General features: G+C 64.0%; 11 protein-coding genes. 7 read left to right on the top strand and 4 right to left on the bottom strand.

The window, feature by feature from the left end; translation table 11 throughout:
- Nucleotides 1–46: 46 nt before the first annotated feature.
- Nucleotides 47–652, bottom strand: coding sequence for a TetR/AcrR family transcriptional regulator (locus AC1Q5P_RS15470; RefSeq protein ID WP_492519409.1), 606 nt, complete (start codon nucleotides 650–652; stop codon nucleotides 47–49).
- A gap of 180 nt (nucleotides 653–832) precedes the next feature.
- Between AC1Q5P_RS15470 and AC1Q5P_RS15465 the strand changes: the two genes are divergently transcribed.
- The 7 genes from AC1Q5P_RS15465 (at nucleotide 833) to AC1Q5P_RS15435 (ending at nucleotide 12,376) form a co-directional block, all read left to right on the top strand.
- A complete protein-coding gene (locus tag AC1Q5P_RS15465; RefSeq protein WP_492519408.1) occupies nucleotides 833–4,297 on the top strand; it encodes an acyl-[ACP]--phospholipid O-acyltransferase in 3,465 nt (1,154 codons plus the stop codon).
- 324 nt (nucleotides 4,298–4,621) lie between these two features.
- Nucleotides 4,622–5,785, top strand: coding sequence for an LLM class flavin-dependent oxidoreductase (locus AC1Q5P_RS15460; RefSeq protein ID WP_492519407.1), 1,164 nt, complete (start codon nucleotides 4,622–4,624; stop codon nucleotides 5,783–5,785).
- A 39-nt stretch (nucleotides 5,786–5,824) separates the two neighbouring features.
- Nucleotides 5,825–6,991, top strand: a complete 1,167-nt coding sequence (locus AC1Q5P_RS15455; RefSeq protein WP_492519406.1) for a helix-turn-helix transcriptional regulator — start codon at nucleotides 5,825–5,827, stop codon at nucleotides 6,989–6,991.
- Between the two features lie 145 nt (nucleotides 6,992–7,136).
- Entirely contained in the window at nucleotides 7,137–8,843 is a 1,707-nt protein-coding gene (locus tag AC1Q5P_RS15450) for a class I adenylate-forming enzyme family protein (RefSeq protein ID WP_492519405.1), read from the top strand.
- 1 nt (nucleotide 8,844) lies between these two features.
- Entirely contained in the window at nucleotides 8,845–9,711 is an 867-nt protein-coding gene (locus tag AC1Q5P_RS15445; RefSeq protein WP_492519404.1) for an amidohydrolase family protein, read from the top strand.
- An 89-nt stretch (nucleotides 9,712–9,800) separates the two neighbouring features.
- Nucleotides 9,801–10,874, top strand: coding sequence for a Rieske 2Fe-2S domain-containing protein (locus AC1Q5P_RS15440; RefSeq protein ID WP_492519403.1), 1,074 nt, complete (start codon nucleotides 9,801–9,803; stop codon nucleotides 10,872–10,874).
- Nucleotides 10,871–12,376, top strand: a complete 1,506-nt coding sequence (locus AC1Q5P_RS15435) for an amidase (protein ID WP_492519402.1) — start codon at nucleotides 10,871–10,873, stop codon at nucleotides 12,374–12,376. The genes AC1Q5P_RS15440 and AC1Q5P_RS15435 overlap by 4 nt, the downstream gene beginning before the upstream one ends.
- A gap of 50 nt (nucleotides 12,377–12,426) precedes the next feature.
- Here AC1Q5P_RS15435 and AC1Q5P_RS15430 read toward each other — a convergent pair whose 3' ends face one another.
- The 3 genes from AC1Q5P_RS15430 to AC1Q5P_RS15420 form a co-directional block, all read right to left on the bottom strand.
- Complete coding sequence (locus AC1Q5P_RS15430; protein WP_492519401.1) at nucleotides 12,427–12,954, bottom strand: Lrp/AsnC family transcriptional regulator; 528 nt, start codon at nucleotides 12,952–12,954, stop codon at nucleotides 12,427–12,429.
- On the bottom strand, nucleotides 12,951–13,442 hold the full coding sequence (locus tag AC1Q5P_RS15425; RefSeq protein ID WP_052242557.1) for an Lrp/AsnC family transcriptional regulator: 492 nt from the start codon (nucleotides 13,440–13,442) through the stop codon (nucleotides 12,951–12,953). Before AC1Q5P_RS15425 ends, AC1Q5P_RS15430 begins: the two co-directional genes overlap by 4 nt.
- Before the next feature lie 78 nt (nucleotides 13,443–13,520).
- A complete protein-coding gene (locus AC1Q5P_RS15420) occupies nucleotides 13,521–14,693 on the bottom strand; it encodes an acyl-CoA dehydrogenase family protein (RefSeq protein ID WP_193828807.1) in 1,173 nt (390 codons plus the stop codon).

Below are 14,693 nucleotides of genomic sequence, written 5' to 3'. Positions count from 1 at the left end.
TCATAGTTGCAGTTTCTGCATCCGGCTCTCGGTCACGGGTATTGGTTCAAGGAGTGATCCCGACCGCGTCCTTTACACGTTGCAGGGCGGCATCGACCGGCGATGGCTCGGCAAGGATCATGAAGGTTCCGTTCATGGCAAAGACGCAATGTCCATGGACAGTCGCCAGCAGCGAGCGCGTGAGGTGTTCCGCCAGATCCTTCCTGTCGGGAGTTAATGCGGCGCGCACTTCCTGAACGACGACGTCGAAAATAGCGCGCACTTCGGCTTGGTATTCTGGAGGAGGCGTGCAGTCTTCCGGCAGCCGGAAATCATAGATTGCCGCCCAAGCGTGTCGGTGGTCTTTTGCAAATTCGAAGTAGGCCGTAATAGCTGCCGCGAGCCTTTCGTGAGGGGGGCTCGGTTCTCCCACGGCTGCCAGACGCCGCCGAAGGTGGTCGCGCCACAGCGCCAAGGTTCGCCCGTTGATGGCAAGGATCAGCGCGTCATAGCTGCCGAAGACGTTGTAGAGCGTGCCGATCGAATAGCCGATGCGTTTGGCTACTTCGCGCGCCGAGAAGTGTGCAAATCCCACTTCCTCCATGTGCCTATGCCCAGCGGCAACGATGATTTCGCGCAACTCCTCGCGGCTATGATCCGATCTGCGTCCCATGGCCTATAGCTATGGCATAAATTGAACACTGTCTATTATTTTAATTGAACAATGTATAATTTGCGACTAGTCCTGCGAGTCGTGAAGGGGAGAGGGTCTGGATTGGCCTGGTTTTCTGCCCTTAACCCGTCCGGAACACTTGTTCCGGTAATGGCAGCTTTGAATTGCAAAGGGTTCCAGATGTCCGCACCCGATTTCAGCCTGCTTGCCAAGCGCCGTTTCGGCCCGATCTTCTCGGTCCAGTTCCTCGGCGCCTTCAACGACAACCTCCTGAAGTTCGCGCTGCTGTTCCTCGCCAATTTCGGCATCCTTTCGACCGATCCCGAAAAGGCAAAGTTGCTGGCAGCAGTGGCTACGGGCCTGTTCATCCTGCCCTACTTCCTGTTCTCCTCGCTTGCCGGACAGCTTGCCGATGCGATGGACAAGGCGCGCCTCATCCGTTGGATCAAGGCTGCCGAAGTGGCAATCATGGCCATAGCGCTGGCCGGTTTCTGGTACCTGTCCCTTCCGCTGCTTCTTGCCAGCCTGTTCCTCATGGGAGTGCACTCGACGCTGTTCGGGCCGGTCAAGTATTCGATCCTGCCCCAGCACCTTCATGCTGGCGAAGTGATGGGCGGCACCGGATTGATCGAAGGAGGCACTTTCCTTGCAATTCTTGGCGGACAGTTGCTGGCGGGCGTCATCCCTCCTTGGGAAGCGGGGCTTGCCGCCTTTGGATTTGCGCTGCTTGGCTTTGTGATGAGCCTTGCCGTGCCCGCTGCCCCGCCAAGCGGCAACGGCCACGCGATCGATCGCAACCTGTGGCGTGGAACCCGGGCCATTCTCGCCACAGCCCGTGAAGGTCGCGGTGTGTGGCTTTCGATTCTCGGGATCAGTTGGTTCTTCGCTGCGGGCGCGGTCCTGGTGAGCGAGTTCGCGCCGCTCGTCTCGGGTACGCTGGCGGCACGGCAGGAAGTGGCGACGCTGTTTCTGGTAATTTTCTCGGTTGCCATTGCGGTCGGCTCCCTGATCGTGAATCGTTTGCTGAAGGGTGAGGTCTCGGCCCGCTACGTGCCGATCTCGGCCCTTGTCCTTGCCGCGGGTCTGATCGATCTGTGGATCGCCACAAGCGGGTTCGAGGTGCGGACCGCCGGAGCATCGGTGCCGCAATTCCTCGGCACGCCGGGCGCCTGGCATATTCTTTTTGATCTTGCAGTGATCGCAGTCTCCGGCGGCATGTTCATCGTTCCGCTCTATGCCATCCTTCAGGTAGCCAGCCCCGAGGACAAGCGCTCGCAGATCATCGCTGCCAACAATGTCGTGAATGCCGGACTCACGGTACTCGCGGTGCTTGCCATCACGGGCTTGCTGGCCGCCGGTGTGGACATACCTGGTCTGATCGGCGCTCTCGGCTTTGCCACGTTGTTCGTCGCGCTTGCCTCTGTCTGGCTGCTGCCAGAGACGCTGTTCAAGGACGTGATCCGTCTCACCTTGCGCATACTCTATCGCGTGGAGGTTTCTGGCATGGAACACATGCCCCGGGCGGGCGAACGTGCTGTAGTGGTCGTAAACCACGTGAGCTTCCTTGATGGGGTGCTGCTGGGGGCATTTCTGCCCGGGAAGCCCACTTTCGCGGTTAATACCCAAATAGCGCGATCGGTCTGGATCAAGCCTTTCCTGAAGCTGTTCCGGGCCTTTCCGGTCGATCCCACCAACCCGATGGCGGCCAAGGCGATGGTCAAGGCAGTGAAGGAGGGACGAACCCTGGTGATCTTTCCGGAGGGCCGGATCACCCGCACCGGCGCGCTGATGAAAGTTTTCGATGGCCCTGGCATGGTTGCCGACAAGGCCGAAGCGCCTATCATTCCGGTGCGCCTCGACGGACCACAATATACGCGGTTCTCGAGGATGCAGGGCAAGGTGCGCCTGCGTTGGTTTCCGAAGATCACGCTTACGGTCCTGCCGCCGCGCCACTTCGCCATCGAAGGAGAAATGACCGCGCGCCAGCGTCGCGCGATTGCCGGACGACGGCTTTACGACGAGATGAGCGCGATGATGTTCGCGACCTCGGACACCGATCGCACCTTGTTCAGCGCTCTGGCCGAGGCCCGCGCCATCCATGGCGGCAAGGCACTTGTCGTGGAGGACGTGAAGCGCGAACCGATGAGCTACGACAAGCTGTTCGCCGCAGCTACCCTTCTCGGCAAACGACTGGCCCGCGATACGGCGCTGGGCGAGGCGGTTGGCCTGCTGATGCCCAATGTGAATGGCGCGATAGCAGCCTTCTTCGCATTGCAAGCTATCGGTCGCGTTCCGGCCATGCTCAATTTCACCGTCGGCGCGGCCAACATGCGTTCGGCATGCGCCACTGCGGCCATCCGTACTGTTGTCACCGCCCGTGCCTTTGTCGATCAGGCCAAATTGCATGACGTGGTTGCAGCGCTCGAGGCTGACGGGCTGCGCATCGTGTGGCTCGAAGACATCGGCGCAACCATCGGGACATTCGAAAAGCTGCGCGCCCTGCTGGGTGCGAGCAGTGCCGAACACCGGCATCTCAAGTTGGGAATCTCGCCCGATGCACCTGCGGTCATTCTCTTCACAAGCGGCTCGGAGGGCGTACCGAAAGGCGTCGTGCTGACGCACCGCAACCTCCTGTCGAACTGCGGACAGCTTGCTGCCCGCATCGATTTCAACGCCTCGGACATCGTGCTGAATGCGCTGCCGGTGTTCCACTCCTTCGGCCTGACCGGGGGAACGTTGCTGCCTCTGTTGAGCGGGATCCGGGTGGTCCTCTATCCGAGCCCGCTGCACTATCGCATTGTGCCGGCACTGGCCTATGACGCCAATGCCACCATCATGTTCGGCACCGATACCTTCCTTTCCGGCTATGCCCGCATGGCCCACAGCTACGATTTCTATTCACTGCGCTACATCTTTGCCGGGGCCGAGAAAGTGCGTGACGAGACGCGAAGGACCTATGCCGACAAGTTCGGCCTGCGCATCTTCGAGGGCTATGGCGCGACTGAGGCGGCGCCGGTCATCGCGGTCAACACGCCGATGCATTTCATGGCGGGCAGTGTCGGCCGCCCCTTGCCCGCAATCGAAACCCGCCTGGAAACCGTGCCCGGGATCGAGGAAGGCGGACGCCTTTACATTCGCGGCCCCAACGTCATGGCAGGTTACTATCTCGCCTCCGATCCGGGCAAGCTCCAGCCGCCACTGGAAGGCTGGCACGATACCGGCGATATCGTCACCATTGACGAGGCAGGCTTCATAACCATTCGTGGCCGGGCCAAGCGTTTCGCCAAGATCGGCGGCGAGATGGTCTCGCTCCCTGCCGTCGAGGGCTACGCTGCCAGATGCTGGCCCGGTTTCGACCATGCCGTTGTGACCCGGCCAGATCCGAAGAAGGGTGAACAACTCGTGCTCTTCACCACTGCAACTGCGGCAGAGCACAAGGCGCTGCAAGGCTGGGCCAAGGCCAATGGCGTGACCGAACTGATGGTGCCGCGTGACATCCGTGTGGTGGAAGCACTGCCCGTGCTGGGAACCGGCAAGCTCGACTACGTTACCATGAGCGACATGGCCCTGCTTGTGCCTGGTAACCCTGTGGCGAACGAGCCGGACGATATGACAGAAGGATTCGCGACCGCGGACGACGCCTGATCGCAAGGCGTATGTCGGCCGAATTTCATGTGCTTGAGGCCGGTGCAGGGAGTGCTGCGCTGTTGCGGGGCACTCCGGCCAGCTCAGCGCAACTGTATCAGTGCTGCGACTGCACATCCGCGGGTTGCATCGCCGCCCTTTATTCTGGTGCGATCCGGCGGACGCCTAGGGCAGGGCCTATCCAGCAGGGAAACTTGGAAGCGCAAAACTGCCTAACCCTATTGGGTTATGCGCGATGGTGTCAGGTGCGATAGTTTTCGATCCGGAACGTCAACACGCCCAGGAACAGGCCAAAGAGCCGCGGGCTGCCCGGAGAGATGCCCCATGAAATTCTCGATCATCTATGAAGCGCAGATGGTGGATGCCAGTCGCGAAAACGAGCGCGCGGTGTTCCTCCAGATCGTCGAGCAGGCCAAGTTCGCCGAGGAGATGGGCTTCGACTGCATCTGGTGCGTCGAGCATACCGCGCTGACGCAGTACGCACACATGTCTGCTCCCGAGACGGTGCTGGCGTTCATCGCCGGGGCGACGAGCCGCATACACATCGGGCACGGCGTTGTCTGCCTACCGCCGGCGATGAACCATCCGATCAAGGTGGCCGAGCGCATCGCCACGCTCGACATTCTTTCGAAAGGGCGCCTGCACTTCGGCGTGGGCAAGGGCGGCACGCAGCAGGAGGCCGGGACCTTCGGTTATGACCTGGACGAACTGCAGCCGATGATCGATGAATCGATGTACCTGATCCCCAAGATCATGGTGCAGGACGAGATCGAGCACGACGGCACCTACATCAAGATCCCCAAGCGTCCGATCCACCCGAGCCCGTGGCAGGACCCTCATCCGCCGATGTACATGGCCTGCACGCGCGAGAACACGCTGGTGGCGGCCGGCAGCCGCGGCATCGGCGCGCTGGTGCTGGGCTTTTCCGGGCCGGACGAGATTGCCAAGAAGAACGCGATCTATCGCGAGGCTTTCCGCACCCGCAAGGCCGAGGATCAGGTGGGCTTCCGCCCGACCGAACACCTTGCCGCGCTCTGCGCCGCGACCGTGCTGGATGACCGCGAGAAGGCGCGCAAGATCGGCCTGCGCGGCCAGCGCTTCTTCGCCGAGTCCATCGCCTACTGGTATCAAGGCGGAGCCAAGCCCACGGTCGACGAGGACCTCGACGCCGAGGATCACGCGAAGGTGCTGGAGCAGGGCAAGCAGGCGACCATCGCCTACCTGTCTGAGGAGGCGATCCCCGTGGGGGACGAGCACCTATCCAACTACACCGTGGCGCAGGACGCCTATGGCACGCCCGACGATTGCATCCGCTATGTCCAGCGGCTGAAGGACGCCGGCGCCGACGAGATCCTCTTCATCTTCCAGATGGGCGGCATCCCGCACGAGGTGATCATGGAAACCATCCGCAACATCGGCGAAAAGGTGATCCCGCACTTCAGGGCGCTCGAAGTGGCCGAAGCGGGAGAGATGGAAGCGGCGGAATAAGCCCTGTCAGTCCGCGCGCGCGCCGCCTATGCTGTTTGGATGGGCGGCGCTGTCGATGAAGGGTTTTCGGATCTGCTGGCCCGGCTTTATGCCGGGGTCGGCCCGGTGGGGGACGGGGAGGCGGAGCCGTGGCGCGGGTTTCTGGAAGCGCTGGCGCGGTGGATGGAGGCGAGCTTTGCCACGCTGATCATCACCGCGCCCGGCAAGCGTCAGCCCGCGACGTTCCTGACACCGGGATCGGATGCGGCGTTCGATGCCGCCTATACCGAGACGCTGTTTGCCGAGGACCCGTTCCAGGGACTGAGCGACGGGGTGGTGACATCCTATGCGGAGTTCATGGCGCAGCTTCCGGACAGCGCATTTGCCACCTATCGCCAGGCGATGGCGAGCAGCGGGTTCGACCAGGTGCTGGGGATCGACCTGCACTTTGGCGGCGGCCATTCGGCCGGAAGCAGGGGAGGGCGGCCGGACGAGGGGCGATATGAAGCGCGCTTCCGCGTCAGCCGGCACAATTCGCTGCCCGATTTCACGCGGGAGGAGCGGGCGCGGCTGCAGGCGCTGGCGCAGCATTTGCGTATTGCCGTTTCGCTGTTCGAGAAGCTGCAGTTCGCCGGGGCCGAACACGGCATGTTCCACGCCACCGCGCAAGGACTGGGCCTTGCGCTGCTGGTGCTGGATCGCAACCGGCGCATCGTCAGCAGCAACGCCCTGGCCGAGGCGCTGTTGGCCGAGGACGAAGGCTTGCGCCGGCGGGGCGACGAGCTGGTCCTTGCCGATGCGGCGCAGCACAAGCTGGTGGGCGAGCTGCTGGCGCAAGGGGGCGAGCGCGGACTTACCCGCTTCCGCATCGAGCGGCCAGGGCGGGGCGATCTGGTGGTAACGGCGCGGCCGGTAGAGCTTAACGCGATCCACGGCGGGGCCGGGGCGCTGGCGCTGTTCCTTGCCCGCCCGCACCGGCAGGCGGGGCCGGAAAAGGGCCTGGAGAACGGCAATGATCCTCAGGTGCTGCGCGACCTGCTTGGCCTGACCATGGCCGAGGCGCGTCTCGCCGCAGTGCTGGGCGAGGGGCTGAGCCTGGTCGAGGCGGCGCGGCGACTGGGAATCGCCCACAACACGGCGAAAGTGCAGCTGCGATCGGTCTTTGCCAAGACCGGGGTGCATCGCCAGGCGCAGCTAGTCGCGCTGCTGGCCTCCATCGGCGGATAGGCGACTCGCGCAATTCCGCCAGTTTGCGCGGGGCGGCTCTTATGTGTGGCCTTGAAAGGCATATGCGCAAATAAAAGACGCTTGAAATACGCAAATTGCGCGATACATAGGAGGCAGACAAGGCGATACGAGGTTTGGGAGAGCGATGTCCGACATGTTGCGCGATAGCACTCGCCCGCAGGAGGTCGCCTCTGCCGATGCCGTGGTGGCGCGTGTGACCGGGCCGGGATCGCCGTTCGAGATCGGCGAGCGTGACGGCTTGCGCCAGTTCATTGCCGCGCCGCCCGATCTCAACCTTCTGATCGAATCCGCGCGTCGGTTTGGAGACCGCACTTGCGTGGTCGATTTCGACAGTGCGGGCGCCGAACGGCGCATGTCCTACGATCAGGTATTTTCCTGGCGCGACCAGCTGGTGCCGATCCTGCACATCGCCCGCGGGGACCGCGTGGCCATTGCCATGCGCAACCGCGCCGAATGGCTGGTGGCGTTCCTTGCCGTGATGAAGGCGGGCGGGGTGGCGGTACTAGTCAACAGCCGTGGCTCCGGTCCGGAAGTGCTGGCGATGCTCGAGGATGTCGACCCGGCAGTGGTGCTGGCCGACAGCGAGCGCACTGCCGCGATCCGCGAGGCCGGGTTCAAGGGCCGGGTGCTCGACCTGACCAAGCCATTCAACGCCGACGAGCTGGCGCGCCGCACTGCCGATACCAGTCCTGATGCCAGTGTGGCAAAGGCTACCGACCCCTGCGCGATCCTGTTCACCTCGGGCACCACGGGCCGGGTCAAGGGCGCGGTGCTTTCGCATCGTAATGTCATCACCGGGCTGATGTCGACGCAGATGTCGGGCATGATCGTGCTGGGAAACATGGCGGCGCAGATGGGCACCACGCCCGAGGCGCTGATGGCGCAGATGCCGCAGCAGGCCTCGCTGCTGGTCTATCCGCTGTTCCACGTTTCGGGGCTCGGCTCGGGCTTCCTTTCGCCCTTCCTGGGTGGGGGCAAGGTGGTGATCATGCGCCGCTGGGATGCCGACGAAGCGGCGCGGCTGATTGCTGCCGAACAGATCAGCATGTTCAGCGCCGTGCCGACGATGCTGTGGGATATCCTGCACCGCGCGCGGATCGACGGGACCAGCCTTTCATCCTTGCGCAACATCGGCTGTGGCGGACAGGCGCTGCCGGTCAACCTCGTCGAGGAAGTCCACGCACTGTGCCCGCATGCGCAGATCGGCACCGGCTACGGCATGACCGAGTGCTCGGGCGCGATCGCGCAGGCTGTGGGGCCGGAGTTCATGGCGCGACCGGCGGCGGCCGGGCGCAAGCTCGCCATGGTGGAAGTGCGCATCGAAGGGCCGGACGGGCAGGTGCTGGGCGAAGGTGAGACCGGCGAGATCGTGGTGCGCGGCGCGCAGGTCATGCAGGGCTACTGGAACCGCCCGGAGGAGACCGCTGCCGTGCTGACCGAGGATGGCTGGCTGCGCACCGGCGATGTGGGGATGGTCGATAGCGATGGCTATGTCTTCATCGTCGACCGCAAGAAGGACATGGTCATCTCGGGCGGCGAGAACATCTACTGCGCCGAGGTCGAGCGCGTGCTGGGCACGATCCCCGGCCTGACCGAGTGTGCTGCCTTCGGCCTGCCTGACGAGCGGCTGGGCGAGCGGCTGGTCGCCGTGGTCATCGCGCCGAACATAGACGAGGCGGGGGTGATCGAATGGGTCGCCAGCCGCCTTGCCCGCTACAAGGCGCCCACCCGGGTCGCCGTCACCACCACGCCACTGCCGCGCAACGCGCTGGGAAAGGTCGACAAGATCGCCTTGCGCAAGTTGTGGCCTGCCCTTTCCGGAGAACAATGACATGGCCATGCCAGACAACATCGGCATCATCGACTGCATGCTGGGCATTCCCGATGCCGAGGACCGCGCCGAATGGTTCGCGCCGTTCCGCCCGCTGATCAAGGACAAGCAGACGCTGGGCCAGTTCGCCATGCCCGCGCAGTACATGTTCAAGGACATCCCGCAGTCGGGCAAGCAGGACGATTACCTCGCCTGGACCGTGGCGCAGATGGACAAGCACAACGTCGAGAAGGCGCTCGTCGGCTGGAACGAGAACGAAACCTCGTACCGCGCCAAGGAGCTCTACCCCGACCGCTTCTTCTTCGACCTGCCGGTCAACCCGAACAACGGCACCGAGGAAGTCCGCCGGATCAAGCGCATCCACGCCGAAGTCGGCCTCTCCGCCGTCTCGGTGTTCCCCTCGGGCACGCTCCCGCAGGTGGCGATCAACCACAAGTATATGTGGCCGATCTATTCCGCGTGCGAGGAACTGGGCCTGCCGATCCTGTTGAACGTCGGCATTCCCGGCCCGCGCATCCCGATGGAGACGCAGAAGGTCGAGCATCTCGACGAGGTCTGCTGGTTCTTCCCGGAACTGAAGGTGGTCATGCGCCACGGAGCCGAGCCGTGGGAGGCGCTGGCGGTGAAGCTGATGCTGAAATGGCCGAACCTCTATTATTCGACCAGCGCCTTTGCGCCCAAGCACTACCCCAAGGCGATCATCGACTATGCCAACACGCGTGGCGCCGACAAGGTGATCTACGCCGGCTACTTCCCGATGGGCCTCAGCCTCGATCGCATCATGTCCGACATGCAGAACGTGCCATTCAAGGACGAGGTGTGGCCCAAGTTCCTGCGCGAAAACGCGATGAAGGTGTTCGGGCTCTAAGCAATCCCAGGGAGCCGGGAAGTCTGCTCCCCCCAGTGATCGCCGGCATGCGGAGACAACCCCCGCCCCGGCAATTCAGGAGTGAAACCATGGCGGATCCAGTGGCAACAGATGCCCGCACCGCTCCAGTGGCGGTGTGGCAGATCCTCGAGAAGCTGAAAGGCAAGGACCTGACCGACTGGCGCACCGCGCCGGTACCGGGCCGTGCTTCGGTGGCAGAACGCAATCTCGACATCGGCTTCCCGCTCGGCTGGTATCCCATCGACCTTTCGGCAAACCTTGCCGTGGGGGAGGTTAAGCCGCTGCGCTATTTTTCGCAGGACCTGGCGATGTGGCGTGGCGAGGACGGCAAGGTCCGCGTCCTCGATGCCTATTGCAAGCATCTCGGCGCGCACATGGGCCATGGCGGCAAGGTTCATGGCAACCTGCTCGAGTGCCCGTTCCATGCATGGCGCTATGACGGGGAAGAGGGGACCGTGAAGGAAATCCCCTATTCGAAGTCGATCCCGCCGCAGGTGAAGCGCAAGTGTACGCGGACCTGGCATGTCACCGAGGCGAACCGCTGGGTCTGGGTGTGGTATCATCCCGAGGACGCCGCGCCGCTTTTCGACGTGGTCCACCTGCCCGAGGCAACCGATCCTGAGTGGACCGACTACGACATCTACGAATGGAACGTCTACGGTTCGATCCAGAACATGGCCGAGAACGGCGTGGACGTGGCCCACTTCAAGTACATCCACGGCACCGCCAACGTGCCGCTGGGCGATCTGCGCTGGGGCGAATGGGGCCGCGGGGCCGACGTCAAGGCCAAGATGGGTACGCCGTGGGGCGAGGTCGACGGCCAGATCAGCTATGACACGATGGGTCCGGGGCAAAGCTGGACGCGCTTTACCGGCATTTCCGAGACGCTGCTGGTGGCCTGCATCACCCCGGTCGAACTGGACCATGTCCACGTGCGCTTCTGCTTTACCCAGCCCCGGGCTCAAGCCGAGGGTGAGCGGGCCGGCGTTGCCCGCGCCATCATCCGCGACATCTGCAAGCAGTTCGATCAGGACAAGGTGATCTGGGATCGCCAGAAGTTTGAGCCCAATGCCCTGATCTGCGAAGGCGACGGCCCGATCGCGCAATTCCGCAAGTACTATTCGCGGTACTACGTGAAGTGAAGACGACCAGACGGGAAGCCCTTGCCGGCGGAATTGCGCTTGCCGCAACCGCCGGCCTGCCGGGGAATGCGCACGCGATGAACGACGTCCTCGATACCCACGATTCTCTCGGGCTTGCCGAGCTGGTGAGAATGCGCAAGGTTTCGGCCAGCGAGCTGCTCGAAGCGGCGATTGCGCGGGCCGAGGCCCTGAACCCGCAGCTGAACTTCATGGCGCAGAAGCACTACGACTACGCGCGCAAGGCGATTGCGGCAGGCCTGCCGCAAGGGCCGTTCAGCGGCGTGCCGTGGCTGCTGAAAGACCTCAACACTTATATTGCCGGCGAAGTCACCGAGAACGGCAGCCGCCTCTACAAGGGCCAGCGCGCCAGCGTGACCTCCGAACTGGTGCGCCGCATCGAGCGCGCCGGATTCGTGATTTTCGGCAAGACGACCACGCCCGAGTTCGGCCTGACCGGCACGACCGAAAGCGTGCTCATGGGGCCGACGCGCAATCCCTGGAATCGGGAGCGGATCGCGGGCGGATCGTCGGGCGGCGCGGCGGCAGCGGTGGCGGCGGGTGTGATTCCGGCGGCGCACGCCACCGACGGCGGCGGTTCTATCCGCATTCCGGCTTCGGCCTGCGGGCTGTTCGGCCTCAAGCCCTCGCGCGGCCGGGTGCCGATGGGGCCGCTCAGGACCGAAGGCTGGGGCGGCATGTCGGTCCACCACGCAGTCAGCCGCACGGTGCGCGATTCCGCCGCGATCCTTGATGCGACGCACGGGGTGGAGCCGGGCTCGCGCTATAGCGCACCGACGCCGGAACGGCCGTTCCTTAGGGAGGTCGGGCGCGATCCGGGCAAGTTACGCATCGCGCTGATGCTTAGCCCGTATTCTGGCGCGCCGGTCGATCCGCAAGTGGTGGAGGCCACGAAGGCGGCAGCCAGGCTGCTCGAAAGCCTTGGCCACCATGTCGAGGAGGCAGCGCCGAAGATCGACATGGCGGCGATCGGGGCGAGCAGCTTTGCGCTGATGGCGTCGTCGGTCGCGGCCGATTGCGTGGACCGGGCCAAGGCGCTGGGCATCGAACTTGGCCCCGACGTGCTGGAGCGCACGACGCTCGATTTCGTGGCGATGGGCAAGAGCTACACCGGCATGGACTTTGCGCGCGGCAACAACGCCTACCAGGCGGCTGCCGTGACGATCGCGCAGTTCATGGAACGCTGGGACGTGATTCTCTCGCCTACGCTATCGGCGCCGCCGCTGCCGCTGGGCCGGATCGGCCTGGATACCGGCCGTTCGATGATGGACTGGGGCCGCGAGGTCGGCACGTTCACCGCGTTTACCGGCATCTATAACGGCACCGGGCAGCCGAGCATGTCACTGCCACTGGCACTGTCGCAAGATGGGCTGCCGATCGGCATCATGGTAACTGGCCGCTTTGGCGAAGAAGGGTTGCTCTTCCAGCTGGCTGGGCAGGTGGAACGCGCCGCGCCGTGGGCAGGGCGGCGAGCGAAGGTCTGAAGATGTAAGCCATCTTTTCGAGCCCCGGGTCAAGCCCGGGGGACGAAGAATCAAGGCTGGTCTTCGGCACTCGCATCCATCCCGCGCAAGTCCTCCACTGTGGCGATGGGTCCGATGGCGGCATTGTATTTTACCGTCTGGAGAACCAGCTCGGTTTCGGCTTCGCGGATGCCTTCCAGCGCCAGCACCCGGTTGGTGACGGCAGCTGCGTCTTCAAGGCTGGGCAGGACGCAGATGGCGATCAGGCGCAGCGCGGCGTTGGCGTCATAGAGCGCGCGGACCTCGGGCAGGGCGAGCAGGCTTTCGCGCACGGCATCGAGCTTGCCGCTGGCGCATTTCACCGTCACGAACATCATATGTTGGCCGGCGTTGGTAGCGTCCAGTCCGCGCGCGATATCGACGATGGGGACGAGCTTGAGCAGCCCCGCGGTCTGCAGCCGCTTGACCCGCCCGCGCACCGTGCCTTCGGTGACGCCGAGGTCTGCGGCAATCTTGCGGAAAGAAAGACGCGCATCGTCGGCCAAGGCTTCGGCGATCTGTCGGTCTAGCTCGTCGGTCTGCGGGAACTGGTCGATCATGCGGCGATGGGGCCAACGGCGGTGTTGTAGCGGTAGACGGTGTTAAGCAGTTCGACGTCGACGTCCTCGACGCCTGCGATCCCGGCCGAAACGTCACGCGCCGCCTCGATCATCTCGCGCGCGGCGTGGAAGGCATAGAGGCAGCTGACCGGGTAACGGCCCGAGGTAAGGTGTACTGACAGCACATGTTCGCGCTGTGCCAGTTCATGCGCAACCTCGAGCGGGGCGCGGCCGCTCACCTGAAGGCGGATGCGGGCGAGCAGACGATAGCCGTGGACGCGAAAGTCCGCCAGGGCAACGACGCGCATCAGCCCGGCGGCATCCATCGCCCGGATGCGGTTGGCTACCAGATTACCGGTCAGCCCCAGTTCCTCGCCGATCACCGTGGATTGCGCGCGTCCATCTCGCTGCAGCACTTCGATGATGCGCAGGTCGATATCGTCAAGCGTTGCGCCTTTGGCGCGGCGTGTCGGCTTTTCTTCAGACAAGGCGTTCCCCCCGTTTGCGTAAGGTAGCCTAGAGCGCGCTACGCAGCGGGGCAAGGGCAAGCGGGCGGGCCGTGGCGATCAGCCGCGCGGTTCGCGAGGAAGACCAAGGCCGCGTTCGGCAATCAGGTTGCGCTGGATCTGGTTGGTGCCGCCGTAGATCGTGTCGGCGCGGCTGAACAGGAACAGGTTGGGCAGGACGTCCCATTCGTAAGATCCGCCGGCGGCCACTTCGCCCGCCTGGCCCAGTACGTCCATCGCCAGTTCGCCAAGGCGGCGGCGCCATGATGCCCACTGGATCTTATAGGTGAGGGCAGCGCCGTCGATGCTGGAATGATCGCTGTTCGAAAGCATCCGCAGCGCGCCGTAGCGCATCAGCCGCAGGCCGATTTCGGCGCTGGCGATGCGCTGGCGGATTACCGGATCGCGGTCCTTGCCGGTGGCCTTGGCCGCGGCGATGATTTCGTCCAGTTCGTTGCGGAATCCCATCTGCTGGCCAAGCGTGGACACGCCACGCTCGAACGCAAGCAGGCCCATGGCGATCTTCCAGCCATCTCCTGGTGCGCCGATCAGGCTGTCGGCGGGGCAGCGCGCTTCGGTGAAGAAGGTCTCGTTGAACTCGGCATCGCCATTGATCTGGCGGATTGGACGGACCTCGATGCCCGGCTGATCCAGCGGCATCATCAGGAAGGTCAGGCCCTTTGGCCCTTGCGATCCTTCTTGGGTGCGGGTGACGACGAAGATCCAGTCGGAGATATGGGCAAGGCTGGTCCATATCTTCTGGCCATCCACGATCCATTCGCCATCTTCCAGGCGCCCCTTGGTGCGCACGCTGCCAAGGTCCGACCCGGCATTTGGTTCGGAAAAGCCCTGGCAGAAGATGGTCTTGCCGGCGGCGATATCCGGAAGAAAGCGGCGCTTCTGCTCGTCGGTCCCGAATGTGAGGATGGTGGGGCCGGCAAGCTCCACTCCGATGTGGTTGATGCGTCCCGGAACCCCGGCCCGGGCATATTCCTCGGCGAAGATCACCTGCTGCGCCAGCGTAGCATCGCGCCCGCCCCATTGCGTCGGCCAGCCGATGCAGCCCCAGCGGTGTTCGCCGAGCTGCTGCTCCCATTCGCGCCGCCGTTCGGGCATGGCGGTAAGCTGGGTCACGCCCCTGATATCGCGGAATTCGCCTGCCATCTGGCCCTGCAGCCACTCGGCGCATTCGGCGCGGAAGTCTTCGTCGGCGGCGGAAAATCCAAGCTTCAT

The sequence above is a fragment of the Novosphingobium sp. GW835-FHT14H07 genome, assembly GCF_058793515.1.
Note: the sequence above shows the minus strand (reverse complement) of the source record. Positions and strands in the feature narration are given on the sequence as shown.

What these genes read in the sequence shown, in the direction of transcription:
- AC1Q5P_RS15455 (WP_492519406.1), top strand. Translation starts at nt 5,825, where the DNA reads ATGGGCGGCGCTGTCGATGAAGGGTTTTCGGATCTGCTGGCCCGGCTT.
- AC1Q5P_RS15470 (WP_492519409.1), bottom strand. Translation starts at nt 652, where the DNA reads ATGGGACGCAGATCGGATCATAGCCGCGAGGAGTTGCGCGAAATCATC.
- AC1Q5P_RS15460 (WP_492519407.1), top strand. Translation starts at nt 4,622, where the DNA reads ATGAAATTCTCGATCATCTATGAAGCGCAGATGGTGGATGCCAGTCGC.
- AC1Q5P_RS15465 (WP_492519408.1), top strand. Translation starts at nt 833, where the DNA reads ATGTCCGCACCCGATTTCAGCCTGCTTGCCAAGCGCCGTTTCGGCCCG.
- AC1Q5P_RS15445 (WP_492519404.1), top strand. Translation starts at nt 8,845, where the DNA reads ATGGCCATGCCAGACAACATCGGCATCATCGACTGCATGCTGGGCATT.
- AC1Q5P_RS15430 (WP_492519401.1), bottom strand. Translation starts at nt 12,954, where the DNA reads ATGATCGACCAGTTCCCGCAGACCGACGAGCTAGACCGACAGATCGCC.
- AC1Q5P_RS15440 (WP_492519403.1), top strand. Translation starts at nt 9,801, where the DNA reads ATGGCGGATCCAGTGGCAACAGATGCCCGCACCGCTCCAGTGGCGGTG.
- AC1Q5P_RS15420 (WP_193828807.1), bottom strand. Translation starts at nt 14,693, where the DNA reads ATGAAGCTTGGATTTTCCGCCGCCGACGAAGACTTCCGCGCCGAATGC.
- AC1Q5P_RS15450 (WP_492519405.1), top strand. Translation starts at nt 7,137, where the DNA reads ATGTCCGACATGTTGCGCGATAGCACTCGCCCGCAGGAGGTCGCCTCT.